This window comes from Comamonas thiooxydans, assembly GCF_002157685.2.
GTDB classification, from domain to species: Bacteria; Pseudomonadota; Gammaproteobacteria; order Burkholderiales; family Burkholderiaceae_C; genus Comamonas; species Comamonas testosteroni_H.
In genome coordinates, this window is the sequence record NZ_AP026738.1 from 3,392,667 (window position 1) to 3,406,282 (window position 13,616).

The 13,616-nt window shown below is 57.3% G+C and carries 12 protein-coding genes and 1 pseudogene; 4 read left to right on the forward strand and 9 right to left on the reverse strand.

The features are described 5' to 3' along the window. Positions 1-697 precede the first annotated feature (697 nt). From CTR2_RS15690 to CTR2_RS15720, 7 genes are all read right to left on the reverse strand, one after another. Entirely contained in the window at positions 698-979 is a 282-nt protein-coding gene (locus tag CTR2_RS15690) for a hypothetical protein (protein WP_140401015.1), read from the reverse strand. Between the two features lie 73 nt (positions 980-1,052). Then, positions 1,053-1,544, reverse strand: coding sequence for a GNAT family N-acetyltransferase (locus CTR2_RS15695; protein WP_087082824.1), 492 nt, complete (start codon positions 1,542-1,544; stop codon positions 1,053-1,055). A 155-nt stretch (positions 1,545-1,699) separates the two neighbouring features. Continuing rightward, complete coding sequence (locus tag CTR2_RS15700; RefSeq protein ID WP_087082822.1) at positions 1,700-2,329, reverse strand: tyrosine-type recombinase/integrase; 630 nt, start codon at positions 2,327-2,329, stop codon at positions 1,700-1,702. A gap of 523 nt (positions 2,330-2,852) precedes the next feature. Next, a complete protein-coding gene (locus CTR2_RS15705; RefSeq protein WP_087082820.1) occupies positions 2,853-3,377 on the reverse strand; it encodes a cytochrome b in 525 nt (174 codons plus the stop codon). 118 nt (positions 3,378-3,495) lie between these two features. Further along, complete coding sequence (locus CTR2_RS15710) at positions 3,496-4,740, reverse strand: TolC family protein (protein WP_087082818.1); 1,245 nt, start codon at positions 4,738-4,740, stop codon at positions 3,496-3,498. A 65-nt stretch (positions 4,741-4,805) separates the two neighbouring features. Then, positions 4,806-7,904, reverse strand: a complete 3,099-nt coding sequence (locus CTR2_RS15715) for an efflux RND transporter permease subunit (RefSeq protein ID WP_087082817.1) — start codon at positions 7,902-7,904, stop codon at positions 4,806-4,808. Beyond that, on the reverse strand, positions 7,904-8,971 hold the full coding sequence (locus CTR2_RS15720) for an efflux RND transporter periplasmic adaptor subunit (RefSeq protein WP_087082815.1): 1,068 nt from the start codon (positions 8,969-8,971) through the stop codon (positions 7,904-7,906). The genes CTR2_RS15715 and CTR2_RS15720 overlap by 1 nt, the downstream gene beginning before the upstream one ends. Positions 8,972-10,640: 1,669 nt before the next feature. Between CTR2_RS15720 and CTR2_RS15725 the strand changes: the two genes are divergently transcribed. Beyond that, positions 10,641-11,138 (forward strand): HAD domain-containing protein, encoded by a 498-nt coding sequence (locus tag CTR2_RS15725; RefSeq protein WP_176391630.1) that lies wholly within the window; start codon positions 10,641-10,643, stop codon positions 11,136-11,138. Here CTR2_RS15725 and CTR2_RS15730 read toward each other — a convergent pair. After that, positions 11,135-11,365: pseudogene (locus tag CTR2_RS15730) on the reverse strand (IS5/IS1182 family transposase); the annotation flags it as partial. The gene CTR2_RS15725 and the pseudogene CTR2_RS15730 sit on opposite strands and share 4 nt — an antisense overlap. Positions 11,366-11,400: 35 nt before the next feature. Next, the gene (locus CTR2_RS15735; RefSeq protein WP_310220717.1) at positions 11,401-11,745 is read right to left on the reverse strand and encodes a helix-turn-helix domain-containing protein; all 345 of its coding nucleotides are present in this window, start codon (positions 11,743-11,745) and stop codon (positions 11,401-11,403) included. Between the two features lie 157 nt (positions 11,746-11,902). On the opposite strand from CTR2_RS15735, the gene CTR2_RS15740 reads away from it, so the two are divergent. The 3 genes from CTR2_RS15740 (at position 11,903) to CTR2_RS15750 (ending at position 13,500) form a co-directional block, all read left to right on the forward strand. Next, positions 11,903-12,148, forward strand: a complete 246-nt coding sequence (locus CTR2_RS15740; RefSeq protein WP_140401014.1) for a hypothetical protein — start codon at positions 11,903-11,905, stop codon at positions 12,146-12,148. After that, positions 12,120-12,392, forward strand: a complete 273-nt coding sequence (locus tag CTR2_RS15745; protein ID WP_176391629.1) for a hypothetical protein — start codon at positions 12,120-12,122, stop codon at positions 12,390-12,392. The genes CTR2_RS15740 and CTR2_RS15745 overlap by 29 nt, the downstream gene beginning before the upstream one ends. A gap of 64 nt (positions 12,393-12,456) precedes the next feature. Beyond that, complete coding sequence (locus CTR2_RS15750) at positions 12,457-13,500, forward strand: hypothetical protein (protein WP_087082809.1); 1,044 nt, start codon at positions 12,457-12,459, stop codon at positions 13,498-13,500. The last annotated feature ends 116 nt before the right edge of the window (positions 13,501-13,616 follow it).

Here is a 13,616-nt window from a genome sequence, read left to right on the forward strand (position 1 = left end):
AATCCTGCTTCTTCCCGATACGCCCTCGGAACTCCTGATTAACTTTTAAAATCAATCACTTGGAAATCTATCAGCACAAAATGCAACGACATACATCTCTGTCGATCCCGCAATTTTAGCGATCTTCCCGGACTTCACTGTCGCGAAACTGTCGCGAAATTTTTCCTGATTTGCTCAAGGAATTTACGCCTTGGGTACTTCGTTTTGAGGGTCAATTGATAAAGCCCATGGATCGTTTTACGGGGTCTGATCCCGCCTGTGTGGTTCTGTGCCAATGCTGAAGATTTAGCGGGGTGCTGTGGTCTATGGTTGCCAATGCCAGGGCTGTTTGAATTGCTGCCTTGGCTCAAAGGAGATCATGGAATGTAAGACCTCATCTGGCACTTCGGGCCTCACGGGAAAGCTATGTGTCTTGATTGCGTATTCTGGTTGGGCTGACCACCTGTAGCGGTTGCGGCTGACCAGTCTGCTGATCATGAAGGCTGATCTGAGCCATTCACGGTTCGGTGCTTGAGCGGCAGTAATGGTCAACACCAGCCGTTGAAGGCTGCCTATCCTGAACGGCCGCTTCACCTTCGGGACCGGCCGCTCGATTGCGCGGTTTGCCACGCACTGGCTCGAAGGACCGCTTCAGCGTGCCCCGGCAGGCTCGTGTCGACCCCAAGCAGTCATTTGAAATGATGGGCTTTCGCTCATTTCAAGCTAAGCATGACTCAGTAGTTTTGAAAGGCAGCGCATCTCGCTCTTCGCAAAGTGCATTTCTTATCTCGTCGTGGCAGTGGTTGTCACGCTTGATTTCATCAGGCAAATCATTGACAGGAACCAATGTGCACTTTGACCACAAGACATGCTGTCCTGTTAAGTCGTAAACATCAGTTTGGGTTTTCCGTACAGAGGCTTCGACACACTGGGTCTGGATAATTTTTCCAACTGATTCTGTGCGCAAGAAAACCCCAGCATTTACACGAACAATTGCCATAATCTTTAGTTTCCTGATGAAATTGACGGACTGATTGTGACCGAAAGCAGCGACAGAACCCTATCCTAAATAGTCAATCATAACCACGTAGTGGTTTGCTTAAAGTGACTAAGGATCGTGGTTCGTAGCCCAATTTTTCATAGAAATTTCGTGCTGGCATTTGCATTCCGGTTTGAAGGTTGATTCCTGTGAATCCGTCTTCACCAAGCTGCTTTTCAAATTCATACATGAGCTTTTGGCCTATTCCTTGTCGCTGATAGTCCGTGTGCACACATATTTCCTTGAGATGGAAAATCCAGCCGTTCACCCATCGCTCTCCCCAACCTAAAGCAATGCCAATTGCTTGCTCATTTCTGAACATGCTTAAGCCCCTAAAAGTCGGCATAGCAGCAAAACTTTCAAGCCGCTCAGCGGCCACAAGAGCTGTCCATCCATCGTTCCATGGCGGGGCATTGAACACCTCTTGGTAAAGGGCTGCAAATCGATTGGAGTTTTCTGCCGAAATTGGAGTAAATCGATCCATTGATATCTGTACTTTTGGTGAAGAAAAGGTCAGGATGCTCATGCCATCTTCGGCAGAGAGGTGATCATGGTAGGTGATTCACACTGAAGTTGAATGTCGGGTTGTGGCCGAAAGTACCAGTTTTGCCCAGCGCCGCATTGCAGCCGTTGAAGACGGCCACCCGGCCGCAGTTTCCGGTGTGGCCGTCAGCGGCAACATCAAATCTCCGTCTGTTCAAAGATCTCGAGGGCATCGTTGACCTCAATGTCCAAGTACCTCACTGTCACTGTCGACTCCAGCTTAGAGTGGCCGAGCAGCAACTGCACAGCGCGCAGGTTCTTGGTGCGGCGGTAGATCAGTGTCGCCTTTGTCCTGCGCATCGAGTGTGTCCCGTACTCCATGCAGTCCAGGCCTAGCTCGTCAACCCAGTGACCGAGGATTCGGGCGTACTGCCGTGTCCCGAGATGTGGAGATTTGTGTAGTCTGCTCGGAAACAAGAAGTCCTCTGATTTCAGCCCAGCTAGCTTGATCCAGGCTTGCAAGGCGTCACGGGCAGCCTGTGTGATCTCGAACTGCACTGGACGCTGAGTCTTGTGCTGCATGACGACCGCGCGCGATGCCACCTGGTCGCCGTGGCATACATCCCGAACCTTGAGGGCGACGGGGTCGCATCCTCGCAGCTTGCTATCGATGCCTAAGTTGAAGAGAGCAAGCTCGCGCACCCGGCCTTCCATCTGGAGCCTTACGCGCAGCGCCCAGATGTCCTTGAGCTTGAACGGAGCCTTCTGCCCGACGATCTTGCCCTTGTTCCACGGCTCGCGATAAGCGGTATTACCTGTAGATCCCATGATGGTCTCCCATCGAGTTGAGAGGCACACAGGATGCGCGGGCTTCGACTCGCCTGAGCGACTAGTGATGCTCGGCTGCCATAGCTTATGACTGTCAGCTTCCTGGCATAGCCATGAACTCAACATCTCGGCCAGGAGCAGCCGTTCGCGAAGACTGCTTGGCCGACTGCTTCAAGCTGATCTGAGCCATTCACGGTTCGGTGCTTGAGCGGCAGCAATGGCCAACACCAGCCGTTGAAGGCTACCTGTCCGGCCGCTTCACCCTCGGGACCGGCCGCTCGATTGCGCGGTTTGCCACGCATTGGCTCGAAGGACCGCTGGAGACGTCATAACATATTCTGTCTGCGCTAACAGCCGATAGCGGCCTGCTCCTCTACCCCGACACCTGTATACATACAAGCTGCTCCAAGTATGGGACAAGTATCCGCCTTGGCTTGGCCGCAACAGAGATAGGAGCTTGCCTGTCACTACTATGACTGAGCTGCCAGGCATTAGCCCCATCGAATGTTGACGTAGTCAATGCTCAACGCATACGCAGCAGAAGGCCATCCTTAACTATGAACTGGTGCCATAGAGCGGCGACTGCATGAAGACCCACGGCAGCGAATACCAAGTTGGCTCCTGCCTCGTGAATCTCCTTAATGCTGCGGCCCAGTGGCACATCGACAGTCAACGGCAATGTCCAAGAGCCGCCAAAAAAAGCGATGGGCTTACCGGACCAAGCCAAGGCCAATACTCCCAGCACCGGCATACCCAGCATCAACAGGTACAGCACCCAGTGCATAGCGTGAGCAGAAATCTCCATCCAACGAGGACCTGGGGGCAGCGGCGGCACTTGGACGCTGGCGCGCACCACGAGGCGGATTGTCATGAGCAGCAGTACGGCGAGGCCAAAGCTTTCATGCCATAGAGTCATCTGCGCACGATCAGCTGACCCCTTTGGGAAAAAGCCCTTGAGCTCGATGGCTGCGACTGCGAGCGCTGCTGCGACGAAAACCAGCCAGTGCAACAGCACCAGCGAGCGAGGATATGAGTCTGAACGGGTCATTGTTGATTCCTTATTTTTCGGCGAGGAACGTGTTGATATCCGTCATTCATCACGTTGCGTCGAATTGGTTTGATTCAGATTGCAGGGCAGAAAACGTCGAGGGTAGATTCAGGCTGCATTAATCATCAAAATCCCACAGCTCATGCAAGTCCAGCCGCAGACGACTGTCGCTTTCCAGCGTGTCGATGTGTGACATGCGCTCAGCCAGCACCGCCTCAGCGAGCACCCGGCGTGCCGCCAGCAGATCGGCTAATCCAGATTCACCGGCACGATAGGCTCGCATTGCTCGGTCGGTCGCACTGCGCTGAAGCGTCACTGTTTGAGCCTGTGCCGTGGCTGCCGCACGCTTTCCTTTCAACTGACTCCAGAGCACATCGAACTCAGCGCCCAGTCGCCTTTCCACTGCCAAACGGCGTGACAGTGCCGCGTCGGCATCGGCCAGCGCAGCCGCTGCCTGGGAAGCCCGGTGGGCGGAGCCCAGTGGCAGACTGATGCTGAGGCCTGCAATGCGCTCGGCACCACCACGCTCGCTGCTGGCAAACACACCGATCGTGAGGTCTGGGCGGCGTTCGAGATCCGTGCGGCGGGCCTGGTGCAGCGCAAGAGTCTCCTCGGACAGGGCCAGCAAATACTCATGGCTGTGCTCTATGTAGCGCGAGCGCAGCTGAGCCTCCGATCCGTTCGGGAGTGCGGGCAGCGCGCTTGCGTCGATTGAAATGCCGGCCAGAGGGCAGAGGTCGGGAAAGCGTGAGCAGAGCTCGGCCTGCGCCGAGGCCTGTGCGGCCTCTGCTGCGGCCAGCGCAGCCTGCATGCGGGCCTGTTCGGCGGCCGCCAGCTCGGCTTCAAGCCTGGCCGCATCGCCCGCGCGCAGACGGCGCTCGGTGATGCTTGCAAGCTCTGCGGCGGCATCAGCATTGCCCTGCGCCGCCTGCCGGGCTTGAGCAGAGCGCTGAACCGAAAACCACAAGGCCAGCAATTGGCGTGCAGTCTCGTGCCGGGCGTCTTGCGCTGCCAGCAGGCCGGTGGCCCGGGTTGTCTCGGCCAGCTCGGCGTCGACGGCTGCCTTGCCCCAGAGTCGTAGCGGTCGCTCGATGGCAATCTGGCCTTCGGTGAATCGCTGGCCGGAGCCATCATGGGTCCAACGGCGCTGACCACTAGCTCGGACTACCGTTTCATGAGGGCCCACGCGCAGACCGTCGGCTCGAGCCTGAGCACCCCTTCGTGCTGCGTCGGCCGCTTGCACAGTAGGCGACTGTTCTACCGCCATGCGCACCGCCGTCTCCGGAGGCAGGTAGCTCTGAGCCTGGGCTGCACTCGTAAAAAGTAGAACTGCGGCACAGGCATGAAGCAGACGATTTTTCATAGGCAAACTCAGAAAATACGATTTGGAGCTACCGTGTGCTCTATTGCAAAAAGCGTTTGCAGCTTTCATTTTTGTACTTCCCTAGCACTGCGTGCTACGCCAAAGCGCTCAAACAGCAGTGGTAACAACAGCAAGGTCAGAGCCGTAGAACTGATCAATCCCCCTGCCACGACGACGGCCAACGGACGCTGAATTTCCGAGCCAGGGCCAGTAGCCAGCAGCAGCGGCACCATGCCCAGAGCCGTGATGCAGGCCGTCATAAGCACAGGCCTCAGGCGGTCGCGCACGCCTTGACGTACAGCCTGGGTCAGCTCCATGCCCGACACCAGCAGTGCGTTGAAGTGCGAAACCAGCACCACGCCGTTGAGCACGGCAATGCCCAGCAGTGCAATAAAGCCCACAGAGGCGGGCACCGACAGGTATTCGCCGCTTATGCGCAATGCGGCCATGCCTCCCACTAGTGCGAACGGAATGTTGGCAATGACCAGCAAGGCCTGGCGCATTGAGCGGAAGGTGAGAACCAGCAACACGAAGATCGCCGAGAGCGCCACAGGAACGACCAACGCAAGGCGGGCAGCCGCGCGCTGCTGGTTTTCGAACTGGCCGCCCCAGACAATGCGCAGATCCTTGAGTGCGGGGTCGGCAGTCAAAGATGCCCGGGCCTCGCTAACGAAGCTTGCGAGATCGCGTCCTTCGACATTGACCTGAACCACGGCGAAGCGCGCTCCGTCCTCATGGTCGATACGTACCGGTCCGTCCTGAGGGGAAAGTGTCGCTAGCGAAGTGAGTGGCCAAGTGGTCCCGTCGGGGGCGGTCACAAGAAGGCTTGCCAGGCCTTCGGGTGATTGCCGCAGTGTCGTTCCGCCACGAAGCAGTAGCGGCGTACGTACCATGCCTTCGGGCACGATGCCTATACGATCGCCCTCAATCAATGCGCGTAGCTGGGCCTGCAAGGCATCACCGGAAAAGCCGGATTGGCCAAGTGCAGCACGATTGAGAACGACTTGCAGATATTGCACGCCGCTGTTGCTGGGAGCAATGACTTCGGAGGCGCCGGAGACGGTGCGCATGCGTGCAGCAATCGCCTGGGCCGCGGCATCGATCTTGGCCAGATCGGTACCGAAGATCTTGATGGCCACGTCGCCTCGCGAGCCGGTCAGCATCTCGGACACGCGCATCTCGATGGGCTGCGTAAAGCCGTAGATCAGGCCCGGAAAGCCTTCCATCACGCGGCGGATGGCATCTGCAATATCTTCCTTGCTGCCACGCCACTCAGCACGTGGCTTGAGCACCAGAAAGGTGTCGGTCTCGTTGAGGCCCATGGGATCCAGCCCCAGATCGTCCGAGCCCGTGCGCGCCACGATGGAGCGGATTTCCGGGATGCCTTCGAGCAGGGCTTGTTGCACGCGCTGATCCATATCCAGCGATGCGGTCAGTGAAATTGACGGAGATTTTTGCAGCTGCACGATGAGATCGCCTTCGTCCATGGTTGGCATAAAGGTCTTTCCCACTGACAGATACAGGGCTGCCGCGCCGGCCAGCGTCGCCAGTGCTATGCCAAACACCGTGCGCCGGTGCGCCTGGCTCCAGGCCTGTAGCCAGGCAAAGCCACCGGACAGCTTTCGCATCAGCCAGGGTGCATCGCTGGCGTGCGAGCGCAGCAGCAGTGAAGCCAGCGCCGGAACGACAGTAAATGCAATGAGTACAGAAGCACTTAGGGCCAGGACGATGGTCAACGCAACCGGCGCAAACAGCTTGCCTTCCAGGCCTTGCAGCGTCAGCAGCGGCAGGAACACAATGGCGATGATGGACACGCCTGCCAGCATGGGGGCAGACACTGCCGACACGGCATCCCCGATCAGGCTGAAGCGGTCCACGGAGTTTGCCGAAGACACATCTTCTTGCTTGTGCGCCAGTGCTGTCTCGATGTTCTCCACCACCACCACCGAGGCATCCACCAACATGCCCAAGGCGATGGCCAGACCACCCAGGCTCATCAGATTGGCCGTCAGGCCCACGTAGCGCATGAGCAGGAATGTGGCCAGCATGGACAGAGGGAGTGTGGCCGCCACTACCAATGCAGCGCGCACGCCGCCAAGGAACAAATAAAGGATGACGACTACGAGCACACTGGCTTCGACCAATGCGCGCACTACGGTGCTGGCGGCACGCGAAACCAGTTCGCCCCGGTTATAGAACACCTGGATGCTCATCCCTTTGGGCAGGCGCGGTTCCAGTTCGTCGAGTCTGGCCTGCACTGCATCGACCAGACTACGAGCATCCACGCCGCGCAGTCCCAGCACCAGTCCCTGGACGGCCTCGCCCTGGCCATCACGACTCACGGCGCCGTTGCGAGTGGCCTCGCCCAGGCGTACCGTGGCCACATCACCTACCGTGGCTGCGGCCTGTCCGTTTCTGGCCGGAACGATCACGACGGCCCGCAAATCGTCGAGCCCGCGCACGCCACCTTCCACGCGCACCACCCAATGCTCCTCACCTCGGTCCAGCCGGCCTGCTCCATCGTTGCGATTGTTGGCATCGAGTGCCTGACGCAACTGATCCAAGGTCACGCCACGCGCGCGCAGCCTCGCAGGATCGGGAATCACCTCGTAGCCCCGTACCACGCCACCCAGGGCATTCACGTCGGCAACGCCGGCGACAGTGCGCAAGGCTGGCCGTATCACCCAGTCCAGCACACGTCGGCGTTCGGCCAGAGAGTAGCTCTCGCCATCAACCGTAAACATGAACATCTCGCCCAACGGCGTGGTGATGGGGGCCAGCCCACCTTCTGCGCTAGCAGGCAGGTCGCGCTGTATGCCGGTCAGCCTTTCGGAAACCTGCTGGCGAGCCCAGTAAACGTCCGTGCCTTCCGAGAAGTCCACGGTCACGTCGCTGATGCCGTACTTGGAAACCGAACGCACGATGGTCTTGTGCGGCAGACCCAGTAGCTCCTGCTCTACCAGTGTGGAGACGCGCTGCTCCACTTCTTCAGGCGTCATGCCGGCCACCTTCAGGATCACTTTGACCTGGGTTGGTGAGATGTCGGGGAACGCATCTATGGGTAGATGCACATAGGCCCAGGCGCCGGCCAGTGCCAGGGCCAGGGCTGCGAGTAGCACCAGAGCCCGCTGACGTAGCGAAAAATCGATCAACCTAGCCAGCATCACTGACCTCCGGACAGCAGGTTCTTGAGCGCAGCGATACCTGCGATCGCAATCTCCGCATTTGCTGGAAGCACTCCGCGCACCACGGCTGTAGCTTCGTCTCTGGTGTCCACCGACAAGGGGACGAAGCGCACGCTCTTGCCCGTGCGAATGAACACACCGGTCTGGCCTTGCCAGTACACCAGTGCTGAGGCGGAGATGCGCAGACGGTTTCCTGCTTTCGACTGCGCCTTTTCCGTGCCTGAATCTTTCAACGTCAATATGGCTGTAACACTTTCTCCCAAGCGCAGATCCCCGCTCTTGGCCAGCGCAACACGCACACGCATCCCCGCGCTACCGTCGCCAACTGGTGCAATACCCTCGACACGGCCTGCGGCGCCGCGAGTGATGACCTGCACACTGTCACCTACGGCGGGCAGTGGGACCTCTCGACCCAGTAGCAAATCAAGCTCCAACGCCTTGGGATCAGCCACTCTCACCAAGGGTGCCGATGCATCAACACGCGCGCCAGGTTGGACCATTACTTCAGTCACAATGCCTGCACGCGTTGCCAGCAACAGCGCCTCATTCCCAGCCAGCTTCACACCACTGGCAGCCAGCTCGGCGCGTCGGGCTTGGGCCATGGCCGCAGCCTCTGCGGCGCGTGCCTGTGTTGACTGCCATCGACTGGCTGCGATGATGCCGTCTTCATGGAGCAATCGGTCTCGCGTCAGGGATTGCTGTGCCAGCCGCGACTGTGACTCGGCTTCCGCCACTGCGCGACGCGCTTCATAGAGCTGAGGGCTGGTGAAAGTCACCACGGGCTGGCCCGCTCGCACGGACTGGCCTACAGCGACCAGCACACGTGGCAGCCCCCCCGCATAAGGCGCAGCCACAACGGCCTGAGCATCGGGTCTCAGAACCACACGCGCATGAGCCGAAATATTGAGCTCGTCAGAACTCTGGATGGACTGAAAGCGCACGCCCAAGGTACGCGCCTGCTCAGGGGATAGAGACACGGCCTCGGCGGCCATGCCTGCGACTGGCAGCGCAAGTGCGCCGGCCAACAGCCATTGGTGGAAGAACATTCCTGACTCCGGAAAAAGAAAAGACATGCATCCATGCGTCTGCATGGATGCTGGCAAGCCTGTGAAAGGCTTGGGGGGTCAGGAAAACTGAGGCGGAGCTTGGGCCGGGGATGGTCGTATGACGCGACCTTGCCAGCGTGAAAGCCTGTGCGCCGGCTCGGGGGGCGGTGTGGGCCTTGCAGCAGTGCAACGCATGAGCGAGGCACGCAGACCCCAAGTCAGCAGAGTGAGGCCAATAACGGCCAGCAACGGGACAGGGAGCAGATCTAGTGGTTGCAGTGCGTTCTGCACGTCAACTTCAAAAGGCTCGGATTGAGCTTGATGGACATCGCGGTCACTGAGAGAGTCGTGTCCAGTGAACAGATGGAAATGAGAATCAGCAATTCTGGAAGGTGTCGTGTGCACATGCAGGCCAGATTGATTCGGAGTCCCGAAGTGGCCGTGCAGCAGCGGTATCAGCAGTTGCGCCGCCATGATCAGCAGCAGCAATGCGCTCCGCAGAGAAGGTCTCTGGATTGCACGCGACATGTGATTAATTGTACTGCTGCGATTTGATTTGCAGAGCAACAGAGTAATTCTATTGAAGCGGCTCCATATTCAACAAATCAAAGGAAAAGGCGTCCGAAATGATTGCCTACAACTTGGCCCCGCTCTAATGCTTGCTATGCCATAGGCAACTACTAGATTTCTCCGATTATCGAAGCGTGGTCATCTGTGTGCATTGCTACCCGCGCACATTCTCGCCACCAGGACCAGAGCTAGACCATCTAAAGTCCGACGCTACTGAGGGCGCTGGTAGCTAGCGGGTTACTTCTGGATGGAAATCAGTATTAAGCGGCCAGAGCCTGATGATGGACCTCAGCCTGACGCCGCGTTCAGGCACTTAGGTCGGCTTTGCAGCGCAAGCACCTATTCGCACGAGGTGACAGCGGACATCCAGCAACATATCCGCCTACAACTGATGGGCATTGCCCGCTGCTCACCTGATACCCGTCGTTGGGCAGCGCCAGCGTCAATGTTCGGATGGCCCTTATGGAGTGCTGACCGATAGGCCAAGACGCGGCTACGAGTAGCGGCAACCGCTGCGCAGGAGACATCTGCTGGTAATGATTGCATGGCAGCAATGAGTCGTCGCCACCAGTTCGCAGCTGACGAAATACCGTAAGCAGTCCGAGAAGCTCATTGTGAGATGGGGATCAAGAGAGCCAGCCCCGTATCCAGCGCTCGGCGGAAAAGTTCTTCGCGCCCCTGTGAACACCTGCCTATGTGAAAGAGAAACGATGGACTGCATCCGGGGACTCAGGGGGCGATCTCGAGAAGATGAGAGCCCCTGTTTTACCCATCAAGAACGTACGCAATCCTCCGGGATCACCTCTGAGTAATTAGAGCCGACTTACTGGACTTAGGCCGAAAGTTTCACAGCATTTGATTTCACGGCATATGATTACCATTTAGACCCATGCAGAGGTTCCTTAGCCGCCAATTCGGGCATTACCGAGTGGACTGATACGGCAGAACAGATTTGGCTAGCGTATGAACGGACTCAAATGACTTCAGCAGCCTGAACATTGCGAGCAAAAAGAGCGGTGCAATCCGGCGGCGTAAGAAGCCATACATGCATGGCCTCCAAGGGCCTGACGAACGCGGCTGAAATATCGATTGAACGGCATTGAAAGCGATTCTTTATCTTGACTATGACGGCGTCCTGCACCCGGAGCCCGTCTACCGGTCCCCTCGAGGCGGGATGTACTTTAGTGTTGACCATGCTGGACACCGCTTGTTCGAAAACGCAGGCATCCTTGTTGAAGCGCTCGCGCCGTACCCTGAAGTCGCCATCGTCCTGTCTACTTCTTGGGTACGTGTATTAAGCTATTCGCAGGCTAAGACCTACCTTCCCGACGCTCTGCGCTCACGAGTGATTGGTGCCACCTTTCACAGCGCCATGAACAAGTTTGAGTTCGATGCCATGACCCGAGGCGCACAAGTGTTGGCCGACGCCACACGCCGTGCGGTGACTGGCTGGGTTGCGCTGGATGATGACGACGAAGGATGGGTTGGCCCCGCATCTAAGCATCTTGTGCTGACCAACGGGCACAAAGGACTCTCTGCACCGGAGACTGTTGCCGAGCTCTCGGATAAGTTGAGAGAGCAATGCAAGCCACGATAGCTGCCTACATCGAGCGTGAAGCTGGCACCCGTTGCATGGCTTGGTGTTTGGGCAGCTACTGGTGAATCCCCCACTATGTGGTGGTCACGGGCTCGAGCCTGCAAAGTATCAACATCACAGCCCAGATGCACTTTTGCGCCATTGACGGCGCCGCTCAGCCTCGTATTTCTTGGTTTTCCACGCACAGTCACCAGAAACTTAATGCCTGCGCGTGTTGATTTCTGGTGCTCACGGTCGGGAGCAGACTGCTCTGAAGGGCCTATCAGGGCTTGGATTTGCTTTTACGCTCGGCTAAAGCAGCAGGGGTCGGGCCATCTAATGCTTCGAAAAACTCCGACGGCTGCAGATTCAAAGTAGCAATGATCTTGAGGATGTTGATCAAGGCCAAATTGTGCTCACCTCTTTCTATCCCCCCGATGTAGCTGCGATCGATGCCGCATGCATCGCCAAATGCCTCCTGTGAGTAGCCACACGCTTTTCTTCTAGCTCTTACGGCCTCTCCAAAACGCACGAGTTCTGGGACCTTGTTCTTCAGTGATTCTTTCGCTCTAACCATCTCTTGATGGTGTTGCTCTGGGTGAAAAGAATCCACGGGATTTAGTTTCACGGTATATGATTACCAAAAACACATTCCAAAACACCTCAAGACCAATAGGGAGAAGACATGCCGAACGTCAGTCAAAGAGCATTGAGATCAACAACGGTTGGCCTTGATCTGCCCTCTTCCAAGCAACTGACAAGAGTGCCGCTCTCTGCACGCTTTGGTGATCGCCATCCACGAACAAAGGCGATCGCAGCTGCAGCTTGAGCAGTCCTATTTCGCTTCTCTGCAAAGCGAATTTTTTTCATGGTTTGAATCTCTGCGCACCGGCAATAGCTTTGCCGGTTTCTCAAGTTGCGCCTTGTTGGCGCTTATTTTTCAGGAAGTACATGATGACTCCTTTGCATGCACTGACAGCTCTCGTTTTGACCGCAAGCTCGATGACCGCTATCGCAGCAACAGCCTCTGAAGTTGCATCCGTCGCCTCGACGAATTCCAGCCCGAACCCCGGCCAACATATTCAGTGCGCCGCCCCAGCCGAGCCCGCACAGCTAGATGAACTACGCTCACTGACAGACGGGAGGTTGGCCTTCAAGGTCTCCACTTTCTCCCAAGCTTATGCAGGGATAGCGGATCCCACCGATCCCAAACATTCCATGGAAAAGCAGGTTCTGGCGCTGCAAGGACAGAAGTATTTTTGCCTGCAGGACTGAAACATCAGAAAGACAAGCAATTCGCGCCTTGCTTTGAATTCGCGGCCTCTTCAGAACTCCCCCCATGGATGATCACACCCAAACCATGAATGTTCAGCGCATGACGGCACTCAATGCCGTCATGCTGACCGGATGCACGCTGGTCGGAATCTTTTCCAATATCTTCGGGCACCTGTTCGGCAGCAAGGCCAGCGTTTTGATCGCCTTGCTGGCCTGGTTGATTGCCATCGGATTGGCGCTTTATTTTTCTGGCAAAGCCGCTCTGGGTAAACAAGCCAGCAGTCTTTTTGCCTGCGTGCGCCAGGGGCTGAGAACCGCCCGCAGTGACAAGGTGTTTTCGATCATCTTGTTCGTGCTGAGCGTAGGCGCCATCTACTCTGCATACAGCGCCAATAAAGCCGTCAATCTGCAGCAGGTGCATGACGTGGGTCTGCAAACCCAAGCAAACACCAGACACATCATTGAAAAACTGGAGCAAGAAGCGCCTCTGGCGGAAACCTTGGCCAAGCTGGGCTACACCATGTCTCAGGCCGATATTTGTCGGGCCATCTCAGATGGGAGCATGCAAGCCATGGCAATCGTGACCCAAATTTCTGATAAGCCCATCAAGCTCAGCAAGGCAGAAGGCGAAGGTCAGTTTTCCTTTTGTTTGGAAAATTTGCTGCTCTCTGACGGCGAGCATGCAACCCTGCTGAACAAGAGCGAAGGCCTTGTATTTGATACCAAGGACTTGAGTCGGCTCTATGCAGCAGAAGGCATAGGAGCCGACTCCCCTGGCAAGATCGATATCAAAGTCATTGCCAAGCAGGCAGGGACGTCGGGCCACAGCGCTCAGCTGTTGGAAGTACATGCCACGCCCATGATGTTTGCGGTATGGGGGGCTAATTCAGCCGCTGTCAAAGCCCTGATCTCCCAAAGTGCAGATGTCAATGCTGCCTCAAGACTGATGACGGTGACCAAATCAAACGCCAGCCCCATGCCTGCGCTGTACGACATTTTGATCACTCCACTGGCTGAGGCCAAGCGTCTGCAGCTCACCGAAATCACGGATGCCTTGACCCAAGCGGGCGCCAAGACGTCCAGCCAAGCCAAGGCCAAAACGCTGTAAACGCAGCCATGCCTGGGCGCCTTGGTGCGCAAACCCAGGCACACCGATTCTTCCCGAGCCCCTTATTCAGACGGGGTCTGAGGAGGCCTCCTGCCCGCAGGCACCCCCTCAAGCCC

What these genes read in the sequence shown, in the direction of transcription:
- CTR2_RS15690 (WP_140401015.1), bottom strand. Translation starts at nt 979, where the DNA reads ATGGCAATTGTTCGTGTAAATGCTGGGGTTTTCTTGCGCACAGAATCA.
- CTR2_RS15695 (WP_087082824.1), bottom strand. Translation starts at nt 1,544, where the DNA reads ATGAGCATCCTGACCTTTTCTTCACCAAAAGTACAGATATCAATGGAT.
- CTR2_RS15700 (WP_087082822.1), bottom strand. Translation starts at nt 2,329, where the DNA reads ATGGGATCTACAGGTAATACCGCTTATCGCGAGCCGTGGAACAAGGGC.
- CTR2_RS15705 (WP_087082820.1), bottom strand. Translation starts at nt 3,377, where the DNA reads ATGACCCGTTCAGACTCATATCCTCGCTCGCTGGTGCTGTTGCACTGG.
- CTR2_RS15710 (WP_087082818.1), bottom strand. Translation starts at nt 4,740, where the DNA reads ATGAAAAATCGTCTGCTTCATGCCTGTGCCGCAGTTCTACTTTTTACG.
- CTR2_RS15715 (WP_087082817.1), bottom strand. Translation starts at nt 7,904, where the DNA reads ATGCTGGCTAGGTTGATCGATTTTTCGCTACGTCAGCGGGCTCTGGTG.
- CTR2_RS15720 (WP_087082815.1), bottom strand. Translation starts at nt 8,971, where the DNA reads ATGTTCTTCCACCAATGGCTGTTGGCCGGCGCACTTGCGCTGCCAGTC.
- CTR2_RS15745 (WP_176391629.1), top strand. Translation starts at nt 12,120, where the DNA reads ATGACCGCTATCGCAGCAACAGCCTCTGAAGTTGCATCCGTCGCCTCG.
- CTR2_RS15750 (WP_087082809.1), top strand. Translation starts at nt 12,457, where the DNA reads ATGGATGATCACACCCAAACCATGAATGTTCAGCGCATGACGGCACTC.